Genomic DNA, 16,498 nt, shown 5'->3' with positions numbered 1-16,498 from the left:
AAGCCTGCACATGGCAGGCTTTTCATTACAGTATCAGGACTTAGCGTTCAAGCTTAACGCTGAACCTAAGAGATTGTTCAGGCTTTCGCGGCCAACTCACTAGGACGGCGAGACAACCAGGACAGGATCGCACACACCACCACAAACATAACAGTTGCGCTCATGAACGACACCGCCAGTGAGCTGGTGAAACCCAGTACCAGGAAACCCACTGTCGATACCACAGCGACAGCCAGCGCATACGGCAGCTGCGTTGACACGTGGTCAATGTGATGACAACGCGCACCAGTAGACGACAGAATAGTGGTATCTGAAATCGGTGAACAGTGATCACCAAACACCGAGCCTGCCAGTACAGCACCCAGCATCGGCAGCATCAGCATAATGTCAGTTGCCGCAGCCAGATCACCGGCGATTGGTAGCATGATACCGAATGTTCCCCAAGAGGTACCGGTTGAGAACGCCATCAGCCCTGCCAGCAGGAACAGGATCGCAGGCAGGAACATCGGATTGATGCTGCCTTCAACCAGGGTCGACAGGTATTTACCGGTCGCCATATCGCTGATCACACTACCAATGCTCCAGGCGAACAGCAGGATCAAAATCGCACCAAACATTGACTTAGCACCAATCCACAGTGTGGAAACTACTTCACTGGCAGGAATACGCTGACGCAGCACTGGAATCATGGCAGCCGCCAGGCCGATTAGCCCACCGTATACCAGAGAGGCACCCACATCGGTATTTTCAAACGCGCCCAGAACATCAAAGGCTTTACCGTCTGCCAGCAGCGTCTGATACCCAGTGAAAATCATAAAGAAGAACGTTGCCACGATCAGAGCCACAATCGGCATCACCAGATCGCCTACGCGGCCGTGCTCACTTTCCTGAATTTCCAGTTCATCGTTCAGGTCTTTCGCCAGGGTGTCATCATCCCCTTCATCAAAGCCGCGGCAATGGCTGGCTTCCAGCTCGTGTTTTTTCATTGAGCCGATATCCAGCTGGAACCAGGCAACAACAAATACCATCAGCAGGGCGAAAATCGCATAGAAGTTCATCGGGGCCAGTTGCAGGAATGCCCCCAGAGGTGTGTATTCAGTGACACCGTGTGTCACCAGAATGCCGCCGATAAGCGTGATAATGTACGCCCCCCAGCTAGAGGCCGGCATCAGCACACACATTGGCGCAGCAGTTGAATCAAGAATATAAGCCAGCTTGGCACGGGACACATAAAAACGGTCCGTGACCGGGCGAGAAATTGAACCGACAGCCAGGCTATTAAAATAGTCGTCTACAAAAATGAATACGCCCAGAAATGCAGCCAGTAGTTTTGCGCCACGCTTACTTTTAATTTTCGTTTGTGCCCACTCAGCGAACGCACGGGTTCCCCCGGACAGGGTCAGCAAAGCGGTAGTCATGCCCAGCAACACCAGAAACGCGACAATGCTCATATTCCAGGTGTTAATGCCGCCGTCCTCAATGAATAATCCCTTTACAGTGTTGCCGATATATCCGGCCATTCCCGTAACGGAATAATCATTTAGCAATAAGGCACCAAGCAGAATACCTACGCCCAGAGACAACAAGACGCGACGCGTCGCAATAGCCAGGCCCAGTGCCACCAGCGGGGGCAACACAGACACAGCGGAGTGTGAAAAATCTACAATATTCATGATCTCTACTACAACCGATCTTGGTTGGAGATCTACTGCTGGCCACGTCTTAAAAACGTGAAAAATGAGTGAAAGAAAGAGAGGTGCCCCTTTTCCGACTCCACAGTAGCGCTCCATAGTTAATGTAATTATATACTATGGCAGTGTTGCCTCTATTCGATGACAACCCCAGCGAGCAGGCATGATGACCCTCTCTCACTTCGGCACCGGCTCCTTTTGCAAGCCCTCATCGGAATCACCCTCCGACTTGCTACTGATAGACGATGCGCCTCTACCCTTGGTCAAGGTATAGTCGATTCTACGGCTTTAAGATCTGATTGCAACAACTTGAAGTGAAAAAATTAACATTAATAGTGAATAGTCTTGCCTGAGTGATTAAAAAACCACCACCCCAGGCAAACCGATATTAAGCCAGCTTATATGAAACTCATTCCGTTTTATTAAATTGGTCACTTATCCCCGGCCACAATGTTAATTCCTGTCGCTGTTAATCCCATTATTAAGAATGGTTAATTACTTAAGTTAACATGCCGATAATAAGCCCCAAATTATTTATATTCAGGCTCATAATAACCATTTTAGTTATTGCAATTATTGATTTAAGACTGCTAATATTATTTTCATAGTATTACTCCAACAGGAAATAAAAATGTCTGATGCAATGAAAGTGCTATTAAACCTCCGAAGCCTGCGTGCCCTATCTCGTGAATATTCTCTGGAGCAACTTCAGGAAGCGCTGGAAAAGCTTCAAACAGTCGTTACTGAGCGTGAAGAAGCAGAAGCTGAAGAGCGTGCAAAAGAAGAAGAACGCATGGAGAAACTGACTCAATACCGTGACATGCTAATTGCTGACGGTATCGATCCAGAAGAACTGCTTGCCGCTATCAGCAAAGCACCTAAAAAACGCGCTCAGCGTCCAGCGAAATACCGTTTCATTGATGAAAACGGTGATGAGAAAACCTGGACAGGCCAAGGCCGTACACCAAGCGCACTGAAAAAAGCGCTGGATGAAGGTAAATCTCTGGAAGATTTTGAGATCTAATCTCCTACCTCTGAATCTTATAAAAACCCGGTTTTATACCGGGTTTTTTCTCACCCGAAACACAACCATAAGCTATTGAAAATAAATAAAATAATAAAATCCGGATTACTTATAGAGTATTTACTTTACCTTGAGATGTCCCGCTGAAAGATTTTCATTTATTCATAATTTATAGTTACCATCACATTTTTGCTTATTTCAACTCGCCACTGTCACTATTCTAAATACCCGTCACTGAATATAGCGCTATCGCGTTATTCGATGCTTCATCGGCCAAAGATAATGGAAATATTTTGCTTGTGGTCTGTCCGCTGAAATGTACAAAAAAGCCAGACGTTAAAGTCTGGCTTTCCATTCATTTCACCAAGCAATATTTAGCGAATACTGTCTGCCAGATAACTCACAGCCAATGCAAAATAGTGAGACCGATTCCATTTTAATAGTGACTGATAATTGCCATACACCAAATATGCCCTTCCGTGATTATCATCAGGTTGAATAAGCCATGCATCAATCGCAGTATCTGGTAAATTCTGCCCATTCATACGGCGTACACCCAACTTCTGCCACTCAGACAACGAACGGCCTTTCTCTGGCTGAACACCCAGCAATGTGGCATCAATGTTATCCGGAATCGAAACTTGTCGGCCCCAGGTATATTCATCATTCCAGCCGGCTTCATGCAGATAATTCGCCGCAGAAGCAAAAACATCGTCTTTGGTTTGCCAGATATCCGCCTTGCCGTCATTATTTCCGTCACGGGCATAAGCCAGGAAAGAAGTTGGCATGAACTGAGGTTGTCCCATTGCCCCGGCCCAGGATCCTTTCATTTCTTTGGCGGTAATATGGCCGGCATCGATAATTTCCAGCGCCGCCATCACCTGATTACGGAAAAAGGCTTCACGACGACCTTCATAAGCCAGCGTCGTTAACGCTTCAACCACATTGTAATTGCCCGTCAGGCGACCGAAATTACTTTCAACACCCCACAGGGCAACCACAAACCGCGGCTGGACACCATATTGCTGACCAATTCGATCCAGCACCGCTTTATGCTCCTGATAAAGCTGGTTCGCTTGTTTCTTTTTCCATTCCGGAACGGCACGCGGCAGGTATTCATCCAGCGTCAACTTACGCTCAGGCTGATTTTTATCTGCTTTAACGGCACGCTCAATAAATGTAATACCATCAAACGCTGATTGAATGGTCTGCTCCGAAATGCCTTTTTCCCGCGCTTCGGTTTTCAGTACATTTACATAGGTATCGAAACCTTCATCCGCGGCCATCACCGCTGATGACATTCCTAAGCCCAGGGCCACCAGGGCCGTGATCAATTGCTTACGCATAAACTATTCCTGAGATGGTGAAGCGGCTTTCTTTGCGGCTTTATATTCTTCCAGTAAATTCGTCACCGGCGGTGGGACCTGCAGATAAAACCCTTTTTCCAGCAGTTCACTTTTCACTTTTTCAATATCGGCCAATGCCAGTTTCTTCCGGTCGCCAATTTTCAGGACCATGACAAACTGTGGTGTGCCAAAAGTGCTCAGCAGCGCTTCAGGCACCGCAGAGAAATCGTCTTTCTTATTGATGTAGAGATAAGTGTTGTCTTTCTTTGGGCTTTTATAAATTGCACACAACATGCTGATAGAACCTTTTGATAAAACTGACTCAGTATCAGACCACAACATCGCGACTTCTCTCCCTCCGGAACCCACAGCCCACGGGGGATGCGACGCCTGTCTGAATTTACAACGCTAAAGCAAGGATAGCTTGCTGATATACGGTTTGGAATATAACATGCAAGGTACTAAAGAGATAACGAACCTGAACGGCTAATTTAGCGACAGTCAGCTAGACAAATGACAAAAGTAGCAGAACTCAAGGGAGGCTCTTTCACCCTCTCTGCCCTTCACCTGGTGGACGGCGACATCCATAAGGCTGCCGACTTTCTGAAACAGAAAGTAGAGCAGGCTCCTCATTTTTTTGCATCCGCCCCCGTAGTTATCGATGTCAGCCAGGCTGGCGATTCCATCGATTTCTCACTGCTGAAAAATAAAGTCAGCGAAGCCGGTGTGATTCCGGTCGGCATCAGCGGATGCAAAGCGACCCGGCTCCAGGAGAAAGCCAAAGCAGCAGGATTTGCGATCATGAATGCTGCGCGTCAGGCCAAGGCGACAGAGCCGGTTATGGCCCCTACTCGCATCATTCGCACCCCGGTTCGGTCAGGCCAGCAGATTTATGCTAAGAATTGTGATCTTGTCATCATGAATCATGTCAGTGCGGGCGCGGAAGTCATTGCCGACGGCTGCATTCACATCTACGGTACATTGAGGGGACGCGCAATAGCCGGTGCCAGCGGGCAACAGGAAGCGCAAATCTTTTGTCACAACCTGCAACCTGAGCTGATTTCAATTGCGGGTAACTATTGGCTGAGCGACAACATCCAGGAAGATTTCTGGGGGCAAAATGTCGTTATCTCGCTGAACGAAAATAATTTGAACATAGAGCACCTGGCTCTATAGCGTTTAATAAGGAATCAAGAATGGCACGAATCATCGTGGTAACCTCTGGTAAGGGTGGCGTTGGTAAGACGACCTCTAGTGCAGCTATCGCATCGGGCCTTGCTCTGAGCGGCAAGAAAACAGCAGTGATCGATTTCGATATCGGCCTGCGGAATCTTGACCTTATCATGGGCTGTGAGCGTCGTGTGGTGTATGACTTTGTTAATGTCATTAACGGTGAAGCCAATCTGAATCAGGCGCTGATTAAAGATAAGCGTGTTGAAAATCTATATGTTCTGCCTGCTTCACAAACCCGTGACAAAGATGCTCTGGCTCGTGAAGGTGTTGAGCGCGTCCTGAAAGATCTGGATGAAATGGGTTTTGAATTCATTATCTGTGACTCACCAGCGGGTATTGAGTCCGGTGCGCTGATGGCTCTGTATTTCGCAGATGAAGCGATTGTAACAACAAACCCTGAGGTCTCATCCGTGCGTGACTCCGACCGTATCCTGGGTATCCTGGATTCGAAATCACGTCGTGCTGAGCAAGCCGAGTCTCCGGTTAAAACTCACCTGCTGCTAACACGTTACAACCCTGCCCGCGTGACACTGGGTGAGATGCTAAGCGTGACTGACGTGGAAGAAATTCTGCATATCCCGCTGCTGGGTGTGATCCCTGAAAGCCAAGCTGTACTGAATGCCTCCAACAAAGGTGAACCGGTGATCTTCGATACAGACTCTGATGCCGGTTTGGCATACCAGGACACAGTTGCTCGTTTGTTGGGTGAAGAGCGTCCATTCCGCTTCCTTGAAGAAGAGAAGAAAGGTTTCCTGAAACGTCTATTCGGAGGGTAAAGACATTATGGCACTGTTAGAATTCTTCCGCCCCAAGAGGACAACAACGGCCAGCGTCGCCAAAGAGCGCTTGCAGATTATTGTTGCGGAGCGCCGTTCAGCCGATCAAAGTACACCAAGCTACCTCCCGCAGCTTAAGCAGGACATTCTGGAAGTGATTCGCAAGTACGTTGCGATTAGCCCGGATCAGGTAACGGTTAATCTCGATCAGAAAGAAGAAGATCTCTCTGTTCTGGAGCTTAACGTCACGTTACCGGACGAAGACAAGTAAAAGATTGAAGATATAAAAAAAGCCCCTTTATGGGGCTTTTTTGTGGATGCTAAATACTGATTATCTTTATAACCGACGTGTCTTACACAGTTTTCAGCAACGGCAAAACACGCTCTTCAAACAGCGGCTTACGCCAGCTTTTCAGCATTTCCGGCAGGCTATCTTGTGGATACTGTTTCTTCCACGCCCAGCTGATTAGCTGGTTAATCTGTTTCTTCGACGCCAGAAATTCACTCATCAGCCCGGTTTCTTCAGCAACCGCATTGACGACATCTTTAATCTCTTTAACCCGCTGCTTGTACCCCGGTAGATCCACTAATCGGACAATCTTTTCCGGATACTCCGCCGGTGACATGCGCTCGACTTCATTCACCAGTGAAATCAGGCGATTACCATGACGCTGGATTTCCATATTATCGAAGCCTTCTTTATCCATCACAGCTTTCGACTTGATTTCAAAGCGAGCCAGCTTCCACAAATTCAGCTCTTTTAGTACGAAGTTCAACGCAAGATCGCGTTTCCTGGCTTCAAGAATTCGCCATTTTGCTACTTTTTGCAGGATAGCCAATTGTCTCGGGTTAAGCTGCCATGCATTTTTCACATCCAGGTAAGCCATATCAGGGTCGACGGTTCTCATCCGTTTAAGTACCTGTGCGGCACATTCCTGCTCCAGTGCCTCAGACCAGCCTTTTGCTTCCACTAGCGGCAGCAACTTATCAAACAGGGGCTTTAGGTAATACACGTCAGCCGCAGCGTAATCGAGCTGGCGATCGGTCAGCGGACGGGCCAGCCAGTTCGTGCGGGCTTCACCTTTGTCCAGTTCCACCCCGAGAAAATCTTTCACCAGTGTCCCGAAACCGGCAGAGACCCCGTATCCCAGAAATGCAGCCATCACCTGAGTATCGATCATTGGCACCGGCATGGTGCCTGCGTAGTACTGGAAAACTTCCAGATCTTCACCGCACGCGTGCAGTACTTTGGTCACCGACTGATCACGCAGCAGCTCCCACAACGGCTCCAGGTTGTCGATCTCCAGCGGATCAATCAGCGCAAGGGTTTCGCCGTCATACAATTGCACCAGTCCCAGTTTTGGGTACAGGGTTCGGGTCCGGACAAACTCAGTGTCCAGCATGACAGCCTTCTGGTTTCGCGCCTGAAGGCAAACAGTTTCCAGGCGCGTGGCACTGGTAATTACTTCAAAATTCACAATTTTCCTACCAACAAAATGCCGGCTTACGCCGGCATTGGATTCGTTTTCGTCCGTCAGGCTTGCTGAGCAACCTGCTTATCGGATTCTTCCCGCAAGGCGCGGCGCAGAATCTTGCCGACATTGGTTTTCGGCAGTTCATCACGGAACTCGACAATTTTCGGTACTTTATAGCCGGTCAGATGCTCCCGACAATGGCTGAGCAATTCTTCACGGGTCAGGCTGGCATCTCGCTTCACAACGCAGATTTTCACCACCTCGCCGGACACCTCATGCGGCTGACCGATTGCCGCCACTTCCAGCACTTTACTGTTCAGTGCGACCACATCTTCGATTTCATTCGGGTACACGTTAAAGCCGGACACCAGAATCATATCTTTCTTACGATCAACAATGTGCAGGAAACCTTCGTCATCAAAACGCACAATATCGCCGGTCGACAGCCAACCGTCATCCGACAGCACTTCTTTGGTCGCTTCCGGACGCTGCCAGTATCCTTGCATCACCTGCGGGCCACGGACCTGCAGTTCACCTGTCTGGTCGTTACCCAGTACATTGCCTTCATCATCAACAATACGTACTTCTGTTGACGGTACTGGCAGACCAATAGAGCCATTATAGTCGACCAAATCATAAGGGTAAGCCGCCACCAGTGGTGAACACTCAGTCAGACCATACCCTTCTAGCAAGTAATTGCCTGTGATCTGCTTCCATTTTTCAGCAACGGCACGCTGTACAGCCATGCCTCCGCCGACCGACAAGCGCAGATTACTGAAGTCGATTTCGTGGAAATCTTCGTTATTTACCAAAGCGTTAAACAAGGTGTTCACGCCGGTAATCGCCGTGAACGGGTAGCGCTGCAATTCTTTCACAAACGTCGGAATGTCACGCGGGTTGGTGATCATCAGGTTACGTCCGCCCATTTCAATAAACAGCAGGCAGTTCACCGTCAGTGCAAACACGTGATAAAGCGGCAACGCGGTCACAATCAGCTCGCGGCCTTCCGTCAGGACCGGGCTATAGGCCCCTTTCGCCTGCATAACGTTTGCCAGCATGTTGCGGTGAGTCAGTATCGCCCCTTTCGCAACTCCGGTGGTACCACCGGTATATTGCAGGAATGCCGTATCTTCACCGGACATAAATGGCTTCACATACTGCATGCGGCGGCCTTTGCGCAGCGCCATGCGCATAGATGTCGCGTGTGGCAAATGATACTTAGGCACCATCTTCTTGATGTACTTCACGATGAAGTTCACCAATGTCCCTTTCGGTCGGGACAACTGATCCCCCAGGCTGGTCAGTACAACGTGCTGCACTCCGGTATTTTTCACAATACTTTCAAGCGTGTGCGCGAAGTTTGACACGATAACAATGGCTTTGGCACCGGAGTCATTCAACTGATGCTCAAGTTCGCGCGGCGTGTACAGTGGGTTAACGTTCACCACCACACAACCAGCACGTAAAATACCGAACAGTGCAATCGGGTACTGCAGCAGGTTTGGCATCATGACCGCCACGCGATCACCTTTTTGCAGATTGAGTTCATTCTGCAGATAGGCAGCAAATGCCCGGCTACGCTCTTCCAATTTACGGAAGGTCATGACCTGACCCATGTTGATAAACGCAGTCTGATCGGCATACTTCTGAACAGACTGCTCAAACATTTCGACTAACGACGGATACTGATCCGGGTTAATTTCTGCCGGTACATCTGCCGGATAGCGGTTAAGCCAAACCTTATCCACTTTGCACTCTCCTTATCGATTCTGGCGCGAGGCCAATGCTGTGCTGTAGGGAAAATCAAACATCTGTTTACACCGCATTACAGCACAAGTAACAACTAATTAACACCAACTTGTCAGACCAGTGTTTTGAATTTTGACGCGAACGACACTATATGTTCAACGGTTGCCCGAGGGCTTTCGAGGTGGCAATGATGCCCCCCGCTTACCCGGGTCTGGCTCAGGTTCTGCCACTGCTGCTGTTGCTCTGACGTCAGCTGCAGGCTTTGATAACCCTGCTCACCAATAATGGATAGCACCGGACAGCTGACCGCAGCCCGCATCGCCAGGCTATGCCCATCCGCCATGCGATACAACGAATCGCAACGCAGCCGCGGATCATGGCGCCAGTACCAGCGGGAATCCTGACAATACGTCGCCCGCTCCACCAGCGGAATAACTTGCTCGGGAGTTAACGCATTCACCTCACACCGTAATGTGACTGCCTGATCGAAAGAGGTCATCCCCCGTCGGACAGACGCACGTTTACGGTATCGCTCCCGACTGAGAATCCCGTCTCGCAGTCGCGTCGCGGCATGCTCAGGAGGCTCGGATAATGGCCCCAGCCCTTCAATCAATACCATGGATGCAACCCGCTCAGGAAAAGCGGCGGCATAACAGGTACTGACCAGCGCCCCCAGAGAATGCCCCAGTAAATGCACACGACTAACCGGCAATAGACTCAATAACTGCGCCAAATCGTCTACGTAGTCGACAAAATGGTAGAAGTTACCGTCAGGTCTCGCCTGAGACAGTCCATGACCGGGCCAGTCAATTGCCAGCAGGTGGAAATGATCCGCCAGCGGCTCAAACAACGGCGCGAAACTGGCCGCATTGTCCTGCCAGCCATGCAGCATCACCAACACCGGTTTATCCGGTGTCAAACAGTGCGTGTCCTCCGGCCAGGCTTGCGGGTCAGTTATGACCTGATCGCCCGGCGAGCACGAACAAAGTCCGGCAAGACGTAACGCATCCAGCTGAAACGTAATACTTTCCATCGTGAAATGTGTCATGAGTTCCATTCGCAGTATGTTTCCGTGTTTTGCCCAGTGCTTAGTGGGTAACACGCTCCCGAATTTCACCGCGGGTGTATCCGTCCCGGATCCACACCGGCGGGCAATAGGCACCAACGCAATGGGAAAAGCGGTCAAAGTCATCCAGCCAGACTTCCTGTTTCACCTGCCAGAGCTGGACTCCGGAGGCTTTCACGACCGGATAAAGGTAGGGATAATCTCCCACCTGCCCGGATTCCGTTCCGCTTACCTGACCGGCAACCGTAATCAGACGTCCCGGCTGATATTGCATGGGTTCCAGAAATCCGCTGACATAAGCCGCAAACCGCTTCTGCAATGCTTGATCCGGTTTGGGTTTACCATCGCGGCCAATTGGCATAGCAACAATTTCCAGCCTGGTTTCAGTGGCATCATTTCGAATGGCTGCAATCATCCCACCGAGTCGCACTTCCTGACCCACCGCCTGCGTGCCCTGCTGGTGCAAAGCTGTAATATCCGTCAGCGGGTGATCGGTGGTCGTCTGCAAGCTCTCCGGTACTGCGGCGCAGCCTACCATAATCCCAGTAAGCAGCCCAGCCAATAGCTTCCTAAACATCTTGAATTCCTACCTGATTGATGAATATGCGCGCAACATCAGGACCGTTCGCGACCGCAAGCCGGGAACCCGCCTCATGGCTAAGAAACAATGAAGAGCACAAGTGGATCAGACATACACATCGACACCAACCATTGCCGAGAGTTCATCTCGACGCTGTTGATGCATCACACCAAGGTAAGAAGCTAAGGCTTCGCGATGCTTACCTTCCGGCTGATCATACTGAATGTGCTGACGGGCATCCTCAAGGGTCTGGGGATCACGAACAGAAAGGGCAACCGCGGTAGCCACCGCTTTGGGTTTACCGGGCGCAGCAGGGGACTTGCCGGGTTTCGTGCTGGAATTGGGTTGAGTGAGAGTAACCGGAAGACGCTGAATCGAAACCATAAGCAATATCCAGAAAGAAAACCGACAGATGGGGGATTGGCACCCTCCCCAGCCAGTCCTTCCCTTACGTCAACTCAAGAGAAAAGAGACATAAGTTAAGTTGTGACCGGGGATTCCACCACCATACCGCTTTAATAGTACGGCATAGTGGTCAAATTGCCTTATTCACGACCTGGTAATTTTTTCCAGGTCACGGTATCACGCAGATACACCGGACTAGCCGATTCTGCGGCCACCACTTCACCACGGGCCAGAGCAAATTTCGCCAAATGCACCATATCCGCAGATTCAGGGTAAAGCACCGACCCTTTCACGACCTCTGTTGGCAATTGCGCTAAAACCTCAGCATAGCTTTCCCAACCTGTCCCGGCCGTAAACCAGCGCGCATTCAGCGTTTCAATCTGGCCAACCAGCAATTCTGGCTTGATCACCTGCTCTTCACCGTGTACCAGCCAGTCACCATCAGCCTGACGGATATACTGTCCCCAGTATACCTCATCCATACGAGCATCAATTGCCGTCATGACATGCTCAGCCTGGTGAAGGCGGTAAGTGCCCTGTGCCATCGCGGCAAGGGTCGAGACCCCGATCATCGGCAAATCTGCACCAAATGCAAGTCCCTGCGCAATACCAATGCCGATACGCACACCGGTAAAGCTGCCCGGACCACGGCCATAAGCCAGAGCATCCAACTGATTCAGGGTAATTCCGCCCTGAGCCAGAACCTCATCAACCATTGGCAGAATTTTTGTGGTGTGCTCACGCGGTGCATATTCACAACGTGAAATCACTTCATCGCCCATTAAAAGGGCAACAGAACAGTTTTCGGTAGCAGTATCTACTGCAAGAATTTTGTTGCTCATTCAAGCCTCTGAATGCTGGTCTTCAACGGCTGACGGCGCTTGCTGGCCATTAATTGAAGACAAAAAGTGCCCGACCTGTTCCACGTCTCGGGTACGAGGAATCGGCGGCAGGCTGCGTAAAAAAACCGCACCGTATGGGCGCGTTACCAATCGGTTGTCGCAGATCACCAGTACACCCTTATCCTGTTTATCACGGATAAGTCGCCCCACTCCCTGTTTCAGGGTAATGACGGCATCGGGGATCTGGACTTCAGAAAATGGATCGCCACCACGCAGGCGGCAATCTTCAATCCGAGCTTTCAGCAGCGGGTCATCCGGTGCTGTAAACGGTAGTTTGTCGATAATAACACAGCTTAATGCCTGGCCTCTAACATCCACCCCTTCCCAGAACGCACCGGTGGCAATCAGCAGGGCATCCCCCCGCTCCAGATACTCGGCCAGCAGTTTCTGCTTGGTGGTTTCCCCTTGTGCCAGCACCGGAAGCGCCAGTCGGGCACGAAACCCTTCGGCCAGATCACGCACCATCTGATGAGAAGTACAGAGGAAGAAACAGCGGCCATTGTTGGCCTGAATCACCGGTGCCAGCATGTCGACCAGACGATCGGCCAGGCCAAAGCTATTTGGCTCCGGTAAAAAGCGAGGAACGCAGAGCAAGGCCTGCTGCTGATAATCAAAGGGACTTTCCAGGGAAAACTGCTGCTTCGGTTTTAAACCCAGACGCTGGCTGAAATGCCCGAAATCGTCGTTCACGGCCAGGGTAGCAGAGGTAAAAATCCAGGCACCACCCTGCTCGGTGATTTGCTCATGAAACTTGTCAGCAACAGACAGCGGGGTTATGTGCAAACTGAAATGGCGGGGAGTACATTCGTACCAGTACGAATAGCCAGTGATGCTGGTGTCGCACACCCGCTCCAAACGGGCTTTCACCAGGGTTGCCCGTTCAAATGCACTATCCAGCAGCTGACTGCGGCCAAGGGCCAGTTTCAGCACTTCATGGGTTAAGTCCAGCGCATCCTGCAAACGGGTGATTTCCCGTTGTACCGCCGGACTATTGATCACCTCTCGCCAGTTGCCCCGAAACCCCGGCTCGCCCAGCACAATCCGCAGATCAGACGCAGCCTGATGCAGGCGATCCGCCGTTTTCTGGAGTTGGCGCATGTCTTTGGCTTCAGTGCGATAGCCAATTTCAATGTCCTTGGCCAGCTCTTGCAGCTGACGGCTGGACAGACTCTGACCAAAATACTGGCTGGCAATATCCGGCAGCTGATGGGCTTCATCAAAGATGAACATGTCTGCTTCGGGGATCAGCTCGCCGAAACCGGTCTCTTTAATAGCCAGATCCGCCAGAAAAAGATGGTGGTTAACCACGACCACATCGGCTTCCATCGCCCGACGTCGTGCTTTTACGACAAAACACTCATCATAGGACGGACATTCCCGGCCCAGACAGTTGTCGTTGGTTGAGGTGATCATCGGTAAAATAGGGCTATCTTCGGCGATATCATCACATTCACCGAGATCCCCGCTTTTGGTCGAGGACGACCAGCTGCGCACCTGAACCAGCTGGCTCAGCAGCTTGGGATCTGCATGGATACCATGGCTTTCGGCAATCTGACGGCTCATCCGATCCAGACACAGGTAGTTGGCACGGCCTTTCAGCAGCGCAACCCGGCCAGTAAAGCCCAGCGCCTGTGTCATTAACGGAAGATCCCGGTGAAACAGCTGCTCTTGCAGGTTTTTGGAACCGGTAGAAATGATTGCCTTCTTGCCACTGACTAATGCAGGCACCAGGTAGGCAAATGTCTTGCCCGTTCCCGTCCCCGCTTCGACTACCAGCTGGGATTCGGTCTGGATAGCATCGGCAACCGCTTCAGCCATATCGATTTGAGGCTGGCGCGCCTGAAAACCCGGGATCGCTTTATCCAAAGCGCCTCCGGGTGCAAAAAACTTGGCAATCATAAAATCAGAATCGTGGCCGTCAGTATTGGTTATTTATACAGTAACTTGACTGCCCATTATGCCAACTTTCCCCTCAGGCGACCATCATTAATTCCCAGGCTGATTCCCGGGCTTAGGTGCGCGGTTACTCCGATTTCGCGTCATCCGAACCCTCGGCCGATTTCACAATGGCAGCTTTGGTCGAATACACGACTTCCAGCATGTCTTCCTGTTCTTTTTCAGGAATTTGATATTTATTGAAGGTTTCCCGCAGCAACTGAACCATGCGTTGCCACTCTTCGAGGGTGATGTTCAAATGACTGTGTGCTTCTTCCATGGTGCGGCCGGTATAAGCACATGGCCCACCTGTGGCTTTGCAGACCATAGAGGTAACCTGGTATTTCAGGTACGGCGACGGGACTTTTTTGCGGGCGGCATCAATCGCCGGGTTCGCATTCAGCACGTCATCGACCACCATGACGTTGATGAAATCATCCACCACAACCGAAATGGCTGATAACCCACCAAGGCGGTCATACAGGCTTGGTTCTTTTGCTTCTTCCGCAGACACAGTCGCAGCCACGGTTCCGGCCAACAATGGTCCCAGCAGGCAGAGTGATTTAAGACAAAATTTGCGTTGAACAAACATAGTTTATCCTCGTATTGCACTCACGACGAATACCCCAAATCCTTTTGCCCAACATTTATGTTTTGACCCCAAAATCAATCCAAGGTAAATATCAATAGAGACCCAGACCATTGACCTTTCGGTACGCACGTCGCTGGCGCGCCGAAAGGTCAATTGATCTCGTACTACAGTTTAGTTCAAGGAAGAGCATGGAAAAGAAAACACTGCTGACAGATTGCCCGGATGCCATCGGCCTGATCAGTAAAATTACGAACATTTGTTACAAACATCAGCTGAATATCGTTCATAACAACGAATTTGTGGACCATGCTCATAACCAGTTCTTTATGCGTACCGAGCTGGAAGGCTACTTCAACGACAGCACCTTCCTTGACGATTTGGATCGTGCCCTGCCGGCCGGCAGCCATCGCCGACTCATCAGCTCAGCCCGCAAACGCGTTGTGATTCTGGTTACCAAAGAGGCGCACTGCCTGGGGGATATTCTGGTTAAGACCTTCGACGGTACACTGGATATTGAGATAGCGGCCATTGTCGGTAACTATGACCATCTGGCCGATCTGACGACCAAATTCAATATTCCGTTCCACCATGTCAGTCATGAGGGGCTTAGCCGGGAAGAGCACGAGCAGGAACTGCTCAATGCCATTAACCAATACACACCCGACTACGTGGTACTGGCAAAATATATGCGGATCCTCACGCCCAACTTCGTGGCGCAGTTTCCACATAAAATCATTAACATCCACCACAGCTTTCTGCCGGCGTTTATTGGTGCTAAGCCGTATCAGCAAGCCTTTGAGCGTGGCGTCAAAATCATCGGGGCCACGGCGCACTTTGTCACCAATGACCTCGATGAAGGTCCAATCATCACCCAGAACGTTATTCCGGTCGATCACAACTTCAGCGCGACCGATATGTCACGTGCCGGTCGGGATGTCGAAAAATCGGTACTGAGCAAAGCCCTGGGGCTAGTGATTGATGACCGGGTTTTTGTCTACGGTAACCGTACCGTGATCCTGTAAGAGGCAGCTTTACACGTCAGTTTCGCTGTCAATCACTGCTTTCAGTGAACAAGGGTGGAGTTTGATACAGACTCCGCCTTTCTTAAAGGCATACGTCGGGTTCGCCAGACGTTCTTTCTCACCAGATGGCGAACTGGCTTTTACTTTGATCCCTTTGTCTGTCAGATTTTCCCACTGCGCTGCCAGGGACGGGAACCTTGCGTCCAGCTCCAGCTTCAGAGTATCGGTATCGGCCGCATCAGACGGAATCACAAATTCCACATGCTCCCACCCTTCCTGCGGATATGCTTTGTCACCCGGATACGGCAACTCCAGCGCCTCAATGGTCCAGCATCCGACTTTAATCGGTTCATGGAAACCAATCACAATAATGGGGCGGCCATTAATCTGGTTGTTCGACCATTCATCGCCATAAGCCAGCCATGCCTGATGCAGGACTTCCGCCGTTTCCCAGTCATTAACCCGTAACGCAAGGTGATCAGCCTGAAACTCAGACAAAGCCAGTCCCAATTCGGCAGCCAACGCTTCTATCCGCGCAATGAAAGCCGGTAAATCTGCCAGCATCTGAGCCGGAAGCAGCCCCTTTTGTTCAAGCTTCTGCATGTATTTTCTCCAATTTTTCGAGCCAAGCCGTTCAACGCATAATTATCCATAGTTTTGGGTTTAAACAACAGCCCCGTCAAGTCTGTAAAGGCCTTGTGG

Annotated in this window: 17 protein-coding genes and 1 riboswitch; of the genes, 5 read left to right on the top strand and 12 right to left on the bottom strand. The window is 50.6% G+C overall.

Going from position 1 to position 16,498, the window contains the following annotated elements:
• Positions 1–77 precede the first annotated feature (77 nt).
• The gene (locus FH974_RS04910) at positions 78–1,673 is read right to left on the bottom strand and encodes a Na+/H+ antiporter NhaC family protein (protein ID WP_047883248.1); all 1,596 of its coding nucleotides are present in this window, start codon (positions 1,671–1,673) and stop codon (positions 78–80) included.
• Positions 1,674–1,771: 98 nt separating this feature from the next.
• A riboswitch (Lysine riboswitch) is annotated at positions 1,772–1,955 on the bottom strand.
• 340 nt (positions 1,956–2,295) lie between these two features.
• Between FH974_RS04910 and FH974_RS04905 the strand changes: the two genes are divergently transcribed.
• Positions 2,296–2,715 carry a DUF3037 domain-containing protein gene (locus FH974_RS04905; protein ID WP_277991785.1) on the top strand — a complete coding sequence of 140 codons (420 nt, stop codon included), beginning with the start codon at positions 2,296–2,298 and terminating at the stop codon, positions 2,713–2,715.
• Positions 2,716–3,089: 374 nt separating this feature from the next.
• Here FH974_RS04905 and FH974_RS04900 read toward each other — a convergent pair whose 3' ends face one another.
• Together FH974_RS04900 and FH974_RS04895 are read right to left on the bottom strand one after the other, a co-directional pair.
• Positions 3,090–4,061 carry a lytic murein transglycosylase gene (locus FH974_RS04900; RefSeq protein ID WP_047883246.1) on the bottom strand — a complete coding sequence of 324 codons (972 nt, stop codon included), beginning with the start codon at positions 4,059–4,061 and terminating at the stop codon, positions 3,090–3,092.
• Positions 4,062–4,064: 3 nt separating this feature from the next.
• Complete coding sequence (locus FH974_RS04895; RefSeq protein WP_047883599.1) at positions 4,065–4,355, bottom strand: YcgL domain-containing protein; 291 nt, start codon at positions 4,353–4,355, stop codon at positions 4,065–4,067.
• A gap of 219 nt (positions 4,356–4,574) precedes the next feature.
• On the opposite strand from FH974_RS04895, the gene minC reads away from it, so the two are divergent.
• The 3 genes from minC to minE are packed head-to-tail and all read left to right on the top strand — an operon-like array spanning position 4,575 to position 6,341.
• Complete coding sequence (minC, locus tag FH974_RS04890) at positions 4,575–5,237, top strand: septum site-determining protein MinC (protein WP_047883245.1); 663 nt, start codon at positions 4,575–4,577, stop codon at positions 5,235–5,237.
• A 20-nt stretch (positions 5,238–5,257) separates the two neighbouring features.
• Positions 5,258–6,070, top strand: a complete 813-nt coding sequence (gene minD, locus FH974_RS04885; protein ID WP_047883244.1) for a septum site-determining protein MinD — start codon at positions 5,258–5,260, stop codon at positions 6,068–6,070.
• A gap of 7 nt (positions 6,071–6,077) precedes the next feature.
• Complete coding sequence (minE, locus tag FH974_RS04880) at positions 6,078–6,341, top strand: cell division topological specificity factor MinE (protein ID WP_047883243.1); 264 nt, start codon at positions 6,078–6,080, stop codon at positions 6,339–6,341.
• Between the two features lie 82 nt (positions 6,342–6,423).
• Here minE and rnd read toward each other — a convergent pair whose 3' ends face one another.
• From rnd to FH974_RS04840, 8 genes are all read right to left on the bottom strand, one after another.
• On the bottom strand, positions 6,424–7,548 hold the full coding sequence (gene rnd / locus FH974_RS04875) for a ribonuclease D (protein ID WP_047883242.1): 1,125 nt from the start codon (positions 7,546–7,548) through the stop codon (positions 6,424–6,426).
• Between the two features lie 56 nt (positions 7,549–7,604).
• Positions 7,605–9,293: a long-chain-fatty-acid--CoA ligase FadD gene (fadD, locus tag FH974_RS04870; RefSeq protein ID WP_047883241.1), complete on the bottom strand. Its 1,689-nt coding sequence runs from the start codon at positions 9,291–9,293 to the stop codon at positions 7,605–7,607.
• 113 nt (positions 9,294–9,406) lie between these two features.
• Positions 9,407–10,351, bottom strand: coding sequence for an alpha/beta fold hydrolase (locus FH974_RS04865; RefSeq protein ID WP_242551851.1), 945 nt, complete (start codon positions 10,349–10,351; stop codon positions 9,407–9,409).
• A 31-nt stretch (positions 10,352–10,382) separates the two neighbouring features.
• Positions 10,383–10,937 (bottom strand): Slp family lipoprotein, encoded by a 555-nt coding sequence (locus FH974_RS04860; protein WP_047883240.1) that lies wholly within the window; start codon positions 10,935–10,937, stop codon positions 10,383–10,385.
• 108 nt (positions 10,938–11,045) lie between these two features.
• Positions 11,046–11,324 (bottom strand): hypothetical protein, encoded by a 279-nt coding sequence (locus FH974_RS04855; RefSeq protein WP_047883239.1) that lies wholly within the window; start codon positions 11,322–11,324, stop codon positions 11,046–11,048.
• 161 nt (positions 11,325–11,485) lie between these two features.
• Positions 11,486–12,187: a tRNA (adenosine(37)-N6)-threonylcarbamoyltransferase complex dimerization subunit type 1 TsaB gene (gene tsaB / locus FH974_RS04850; RefSeq protein ID WP_047883238.1), complete on the bottom strand. Its 702-nt coding sequence runs from the start codon at positions 12,185–12,187 to the stop codon at positions 11,486–11,488.
• Positions 12,188–14,146 (bottom strand): DNA repair helicase YoaA, encoded by a 1,959-nt coding sequence (gene yoaA, locus FH974_RS04845; RefSeq protein WP_207103525.1) that lies wholly within the window; start codon positions 14,144–14,146, stop codon positions 12,188–12,190.
• A 124-nt stretch (positions 14,147–14,270) separates the two neighbouring features.
• The gene (locus tag FH974_RS04840; protein WP_053061691.1) at positions 14,271–14,774 is read right to left on the bottom strand and encodes a group I truncated hemoglobin; all 504 of its coding nucleotides are present in this window, start codon (positions 14,772–14,774) and stop codon (positions 14,271–14,273) included.
• Positions 14,775–14,962: 188 nt separating this feature from the next.
• On the opposite strand from FH974_RS04840, the gene purU reads away from it, so the two are divergent.
• Positions 14,963–15,796, top strand: coding sequence for a formyltetrahydrofolate deformylase (gene purU / locus FH974_RS04835; protein ID WP_207103524.1), 834 nt, complete (start codon positions 14,963–14,965; stop codon positions 15,794–15,796).
• 9 nt (positions 15,797–15,805) lie between these two features.
• On the opposite strand, the gene FH974_RS04830 is transcribed toward purU, so the two are convergent.
• On the bottom strand, positions 15,806–16,399 hold the full coding sequence (locus tag FH974_RS04830; protein ID WP_207103523.1) for a VOC family protein: 594 nt from the start codon (positions 16,397–16,399) through the stop codon (positions 15,806–15,808).
• Positions 16,400–16,498 lie beyond the last annotated feature (99 nt).

Origin of the sequence: Photobacterium ganghwense (assembly GCF_017329545.1) — a bacterium.
Lineage (GTDB): Bacteria > Pseudomonadota > Gammaproteobacteria > Enterobacterales > Vibrionaceae > Photobacterium > Photobacterium ganghwense.
This window is presented reverse-complemented; position numbering and strand designations above follow the sequence as displayed.

Bases quoted from the DNA above. Each gene is read 5' to 3' on its own strand.
- FH974_RS04855 (WP_047883239.1), bottom strand. From the start codon at position 11,324: ATGGTTTCGATTCAGCGTCTTCCGGTTACTCTCACTCAACCCAATTCC.
- FH974_RS04860 (WP_047883240.1), bottom strand. From the start codon at position 10,937: ATGTTTAGGAAGCTATTGGCTGGGCTGCTTACTGGGATTATGGTAGGC.
- minD (WP_047883244.1), top strand. From the start codon at position 5,258: ATGGCACGAATCATCGTGGTAACCTCTGGTAAGGGTGGCGTTGGTAAG.
- yoaA (WP_207103525.1), bottom strand. From the start codon at position 14,146: ATGATTGCCAAGTTTTTTGCACCCGGAGGCGCTTTGGATAAAGCGATC.
- FH974_RS04910 (WP_047883248.1), bottom strand. From the start codon at position 1,673: ATGAATATTGTAGATTTTTCACACTCCGCTGTGTCTGTGTTGCCCCCG.
- FH974_RS04830 (WP_207103523.1), bottom strand. From the start codon at position 16,399: ATGCAGAAGCTTGAACAAAAGGGGCTGCTTCCGGCTCAGATGCTGGCA.
- tsaB (WP_047883238.1), bottom strand. From the start codon at position 12,187: ATGAGCAACAAAATTCTTGCAGTAGATACTGCTACCGAAAACTGTTCT.
- FH974_RS04840 (WP_053061691.1), bottom strand. From the start codon at position 14,774: ATGTTTGTTCAACGCAAATTTTGTCTTAAATCACTCTGCCTGCTGGGA.
- FH974_RS04865 (WP_242551851.1), bottom strand. From the start codon at position 10,351: ATGGAACTCATGACACATTTCACGATGGAAAGTATTACGTTTCAGCTG.
- minC (WP_047883245.1), top strand. From the start codon at position 4,575: ATGACAAAAGTAGCAGAACTCAAGGGAGGCTCTTTCACCCTCTCTGCC.
- FH974_RS04900 (WP_047883246.1), bottom strand. From the start codon at position 4,061: ATGCGTAAGCAATTGATCACGGCCCTGGTGGCCCTGGGCTTAGGAATG.
- purU (WP_207103524.1), top strand. From the start codon at position 14,963: ATGGAAAAGAAAACACTGCTGACAGATTGCCCGGATGCCATCGGCCTG.
- FH974_RS04895 (WP_047883599.1), bottom strand. From the start codon at position 4,355: ATGTTGTGTGCAATTTATAAAAGCCCAAAGAAAGACAACACTTATCTC.
- minE (WP_047883243.1), top strand. From the start codon at position 6,078: ATGGCACTGTTAGAATTCTTCCGCCCCAAGAGGACAACAACGGCCAGC.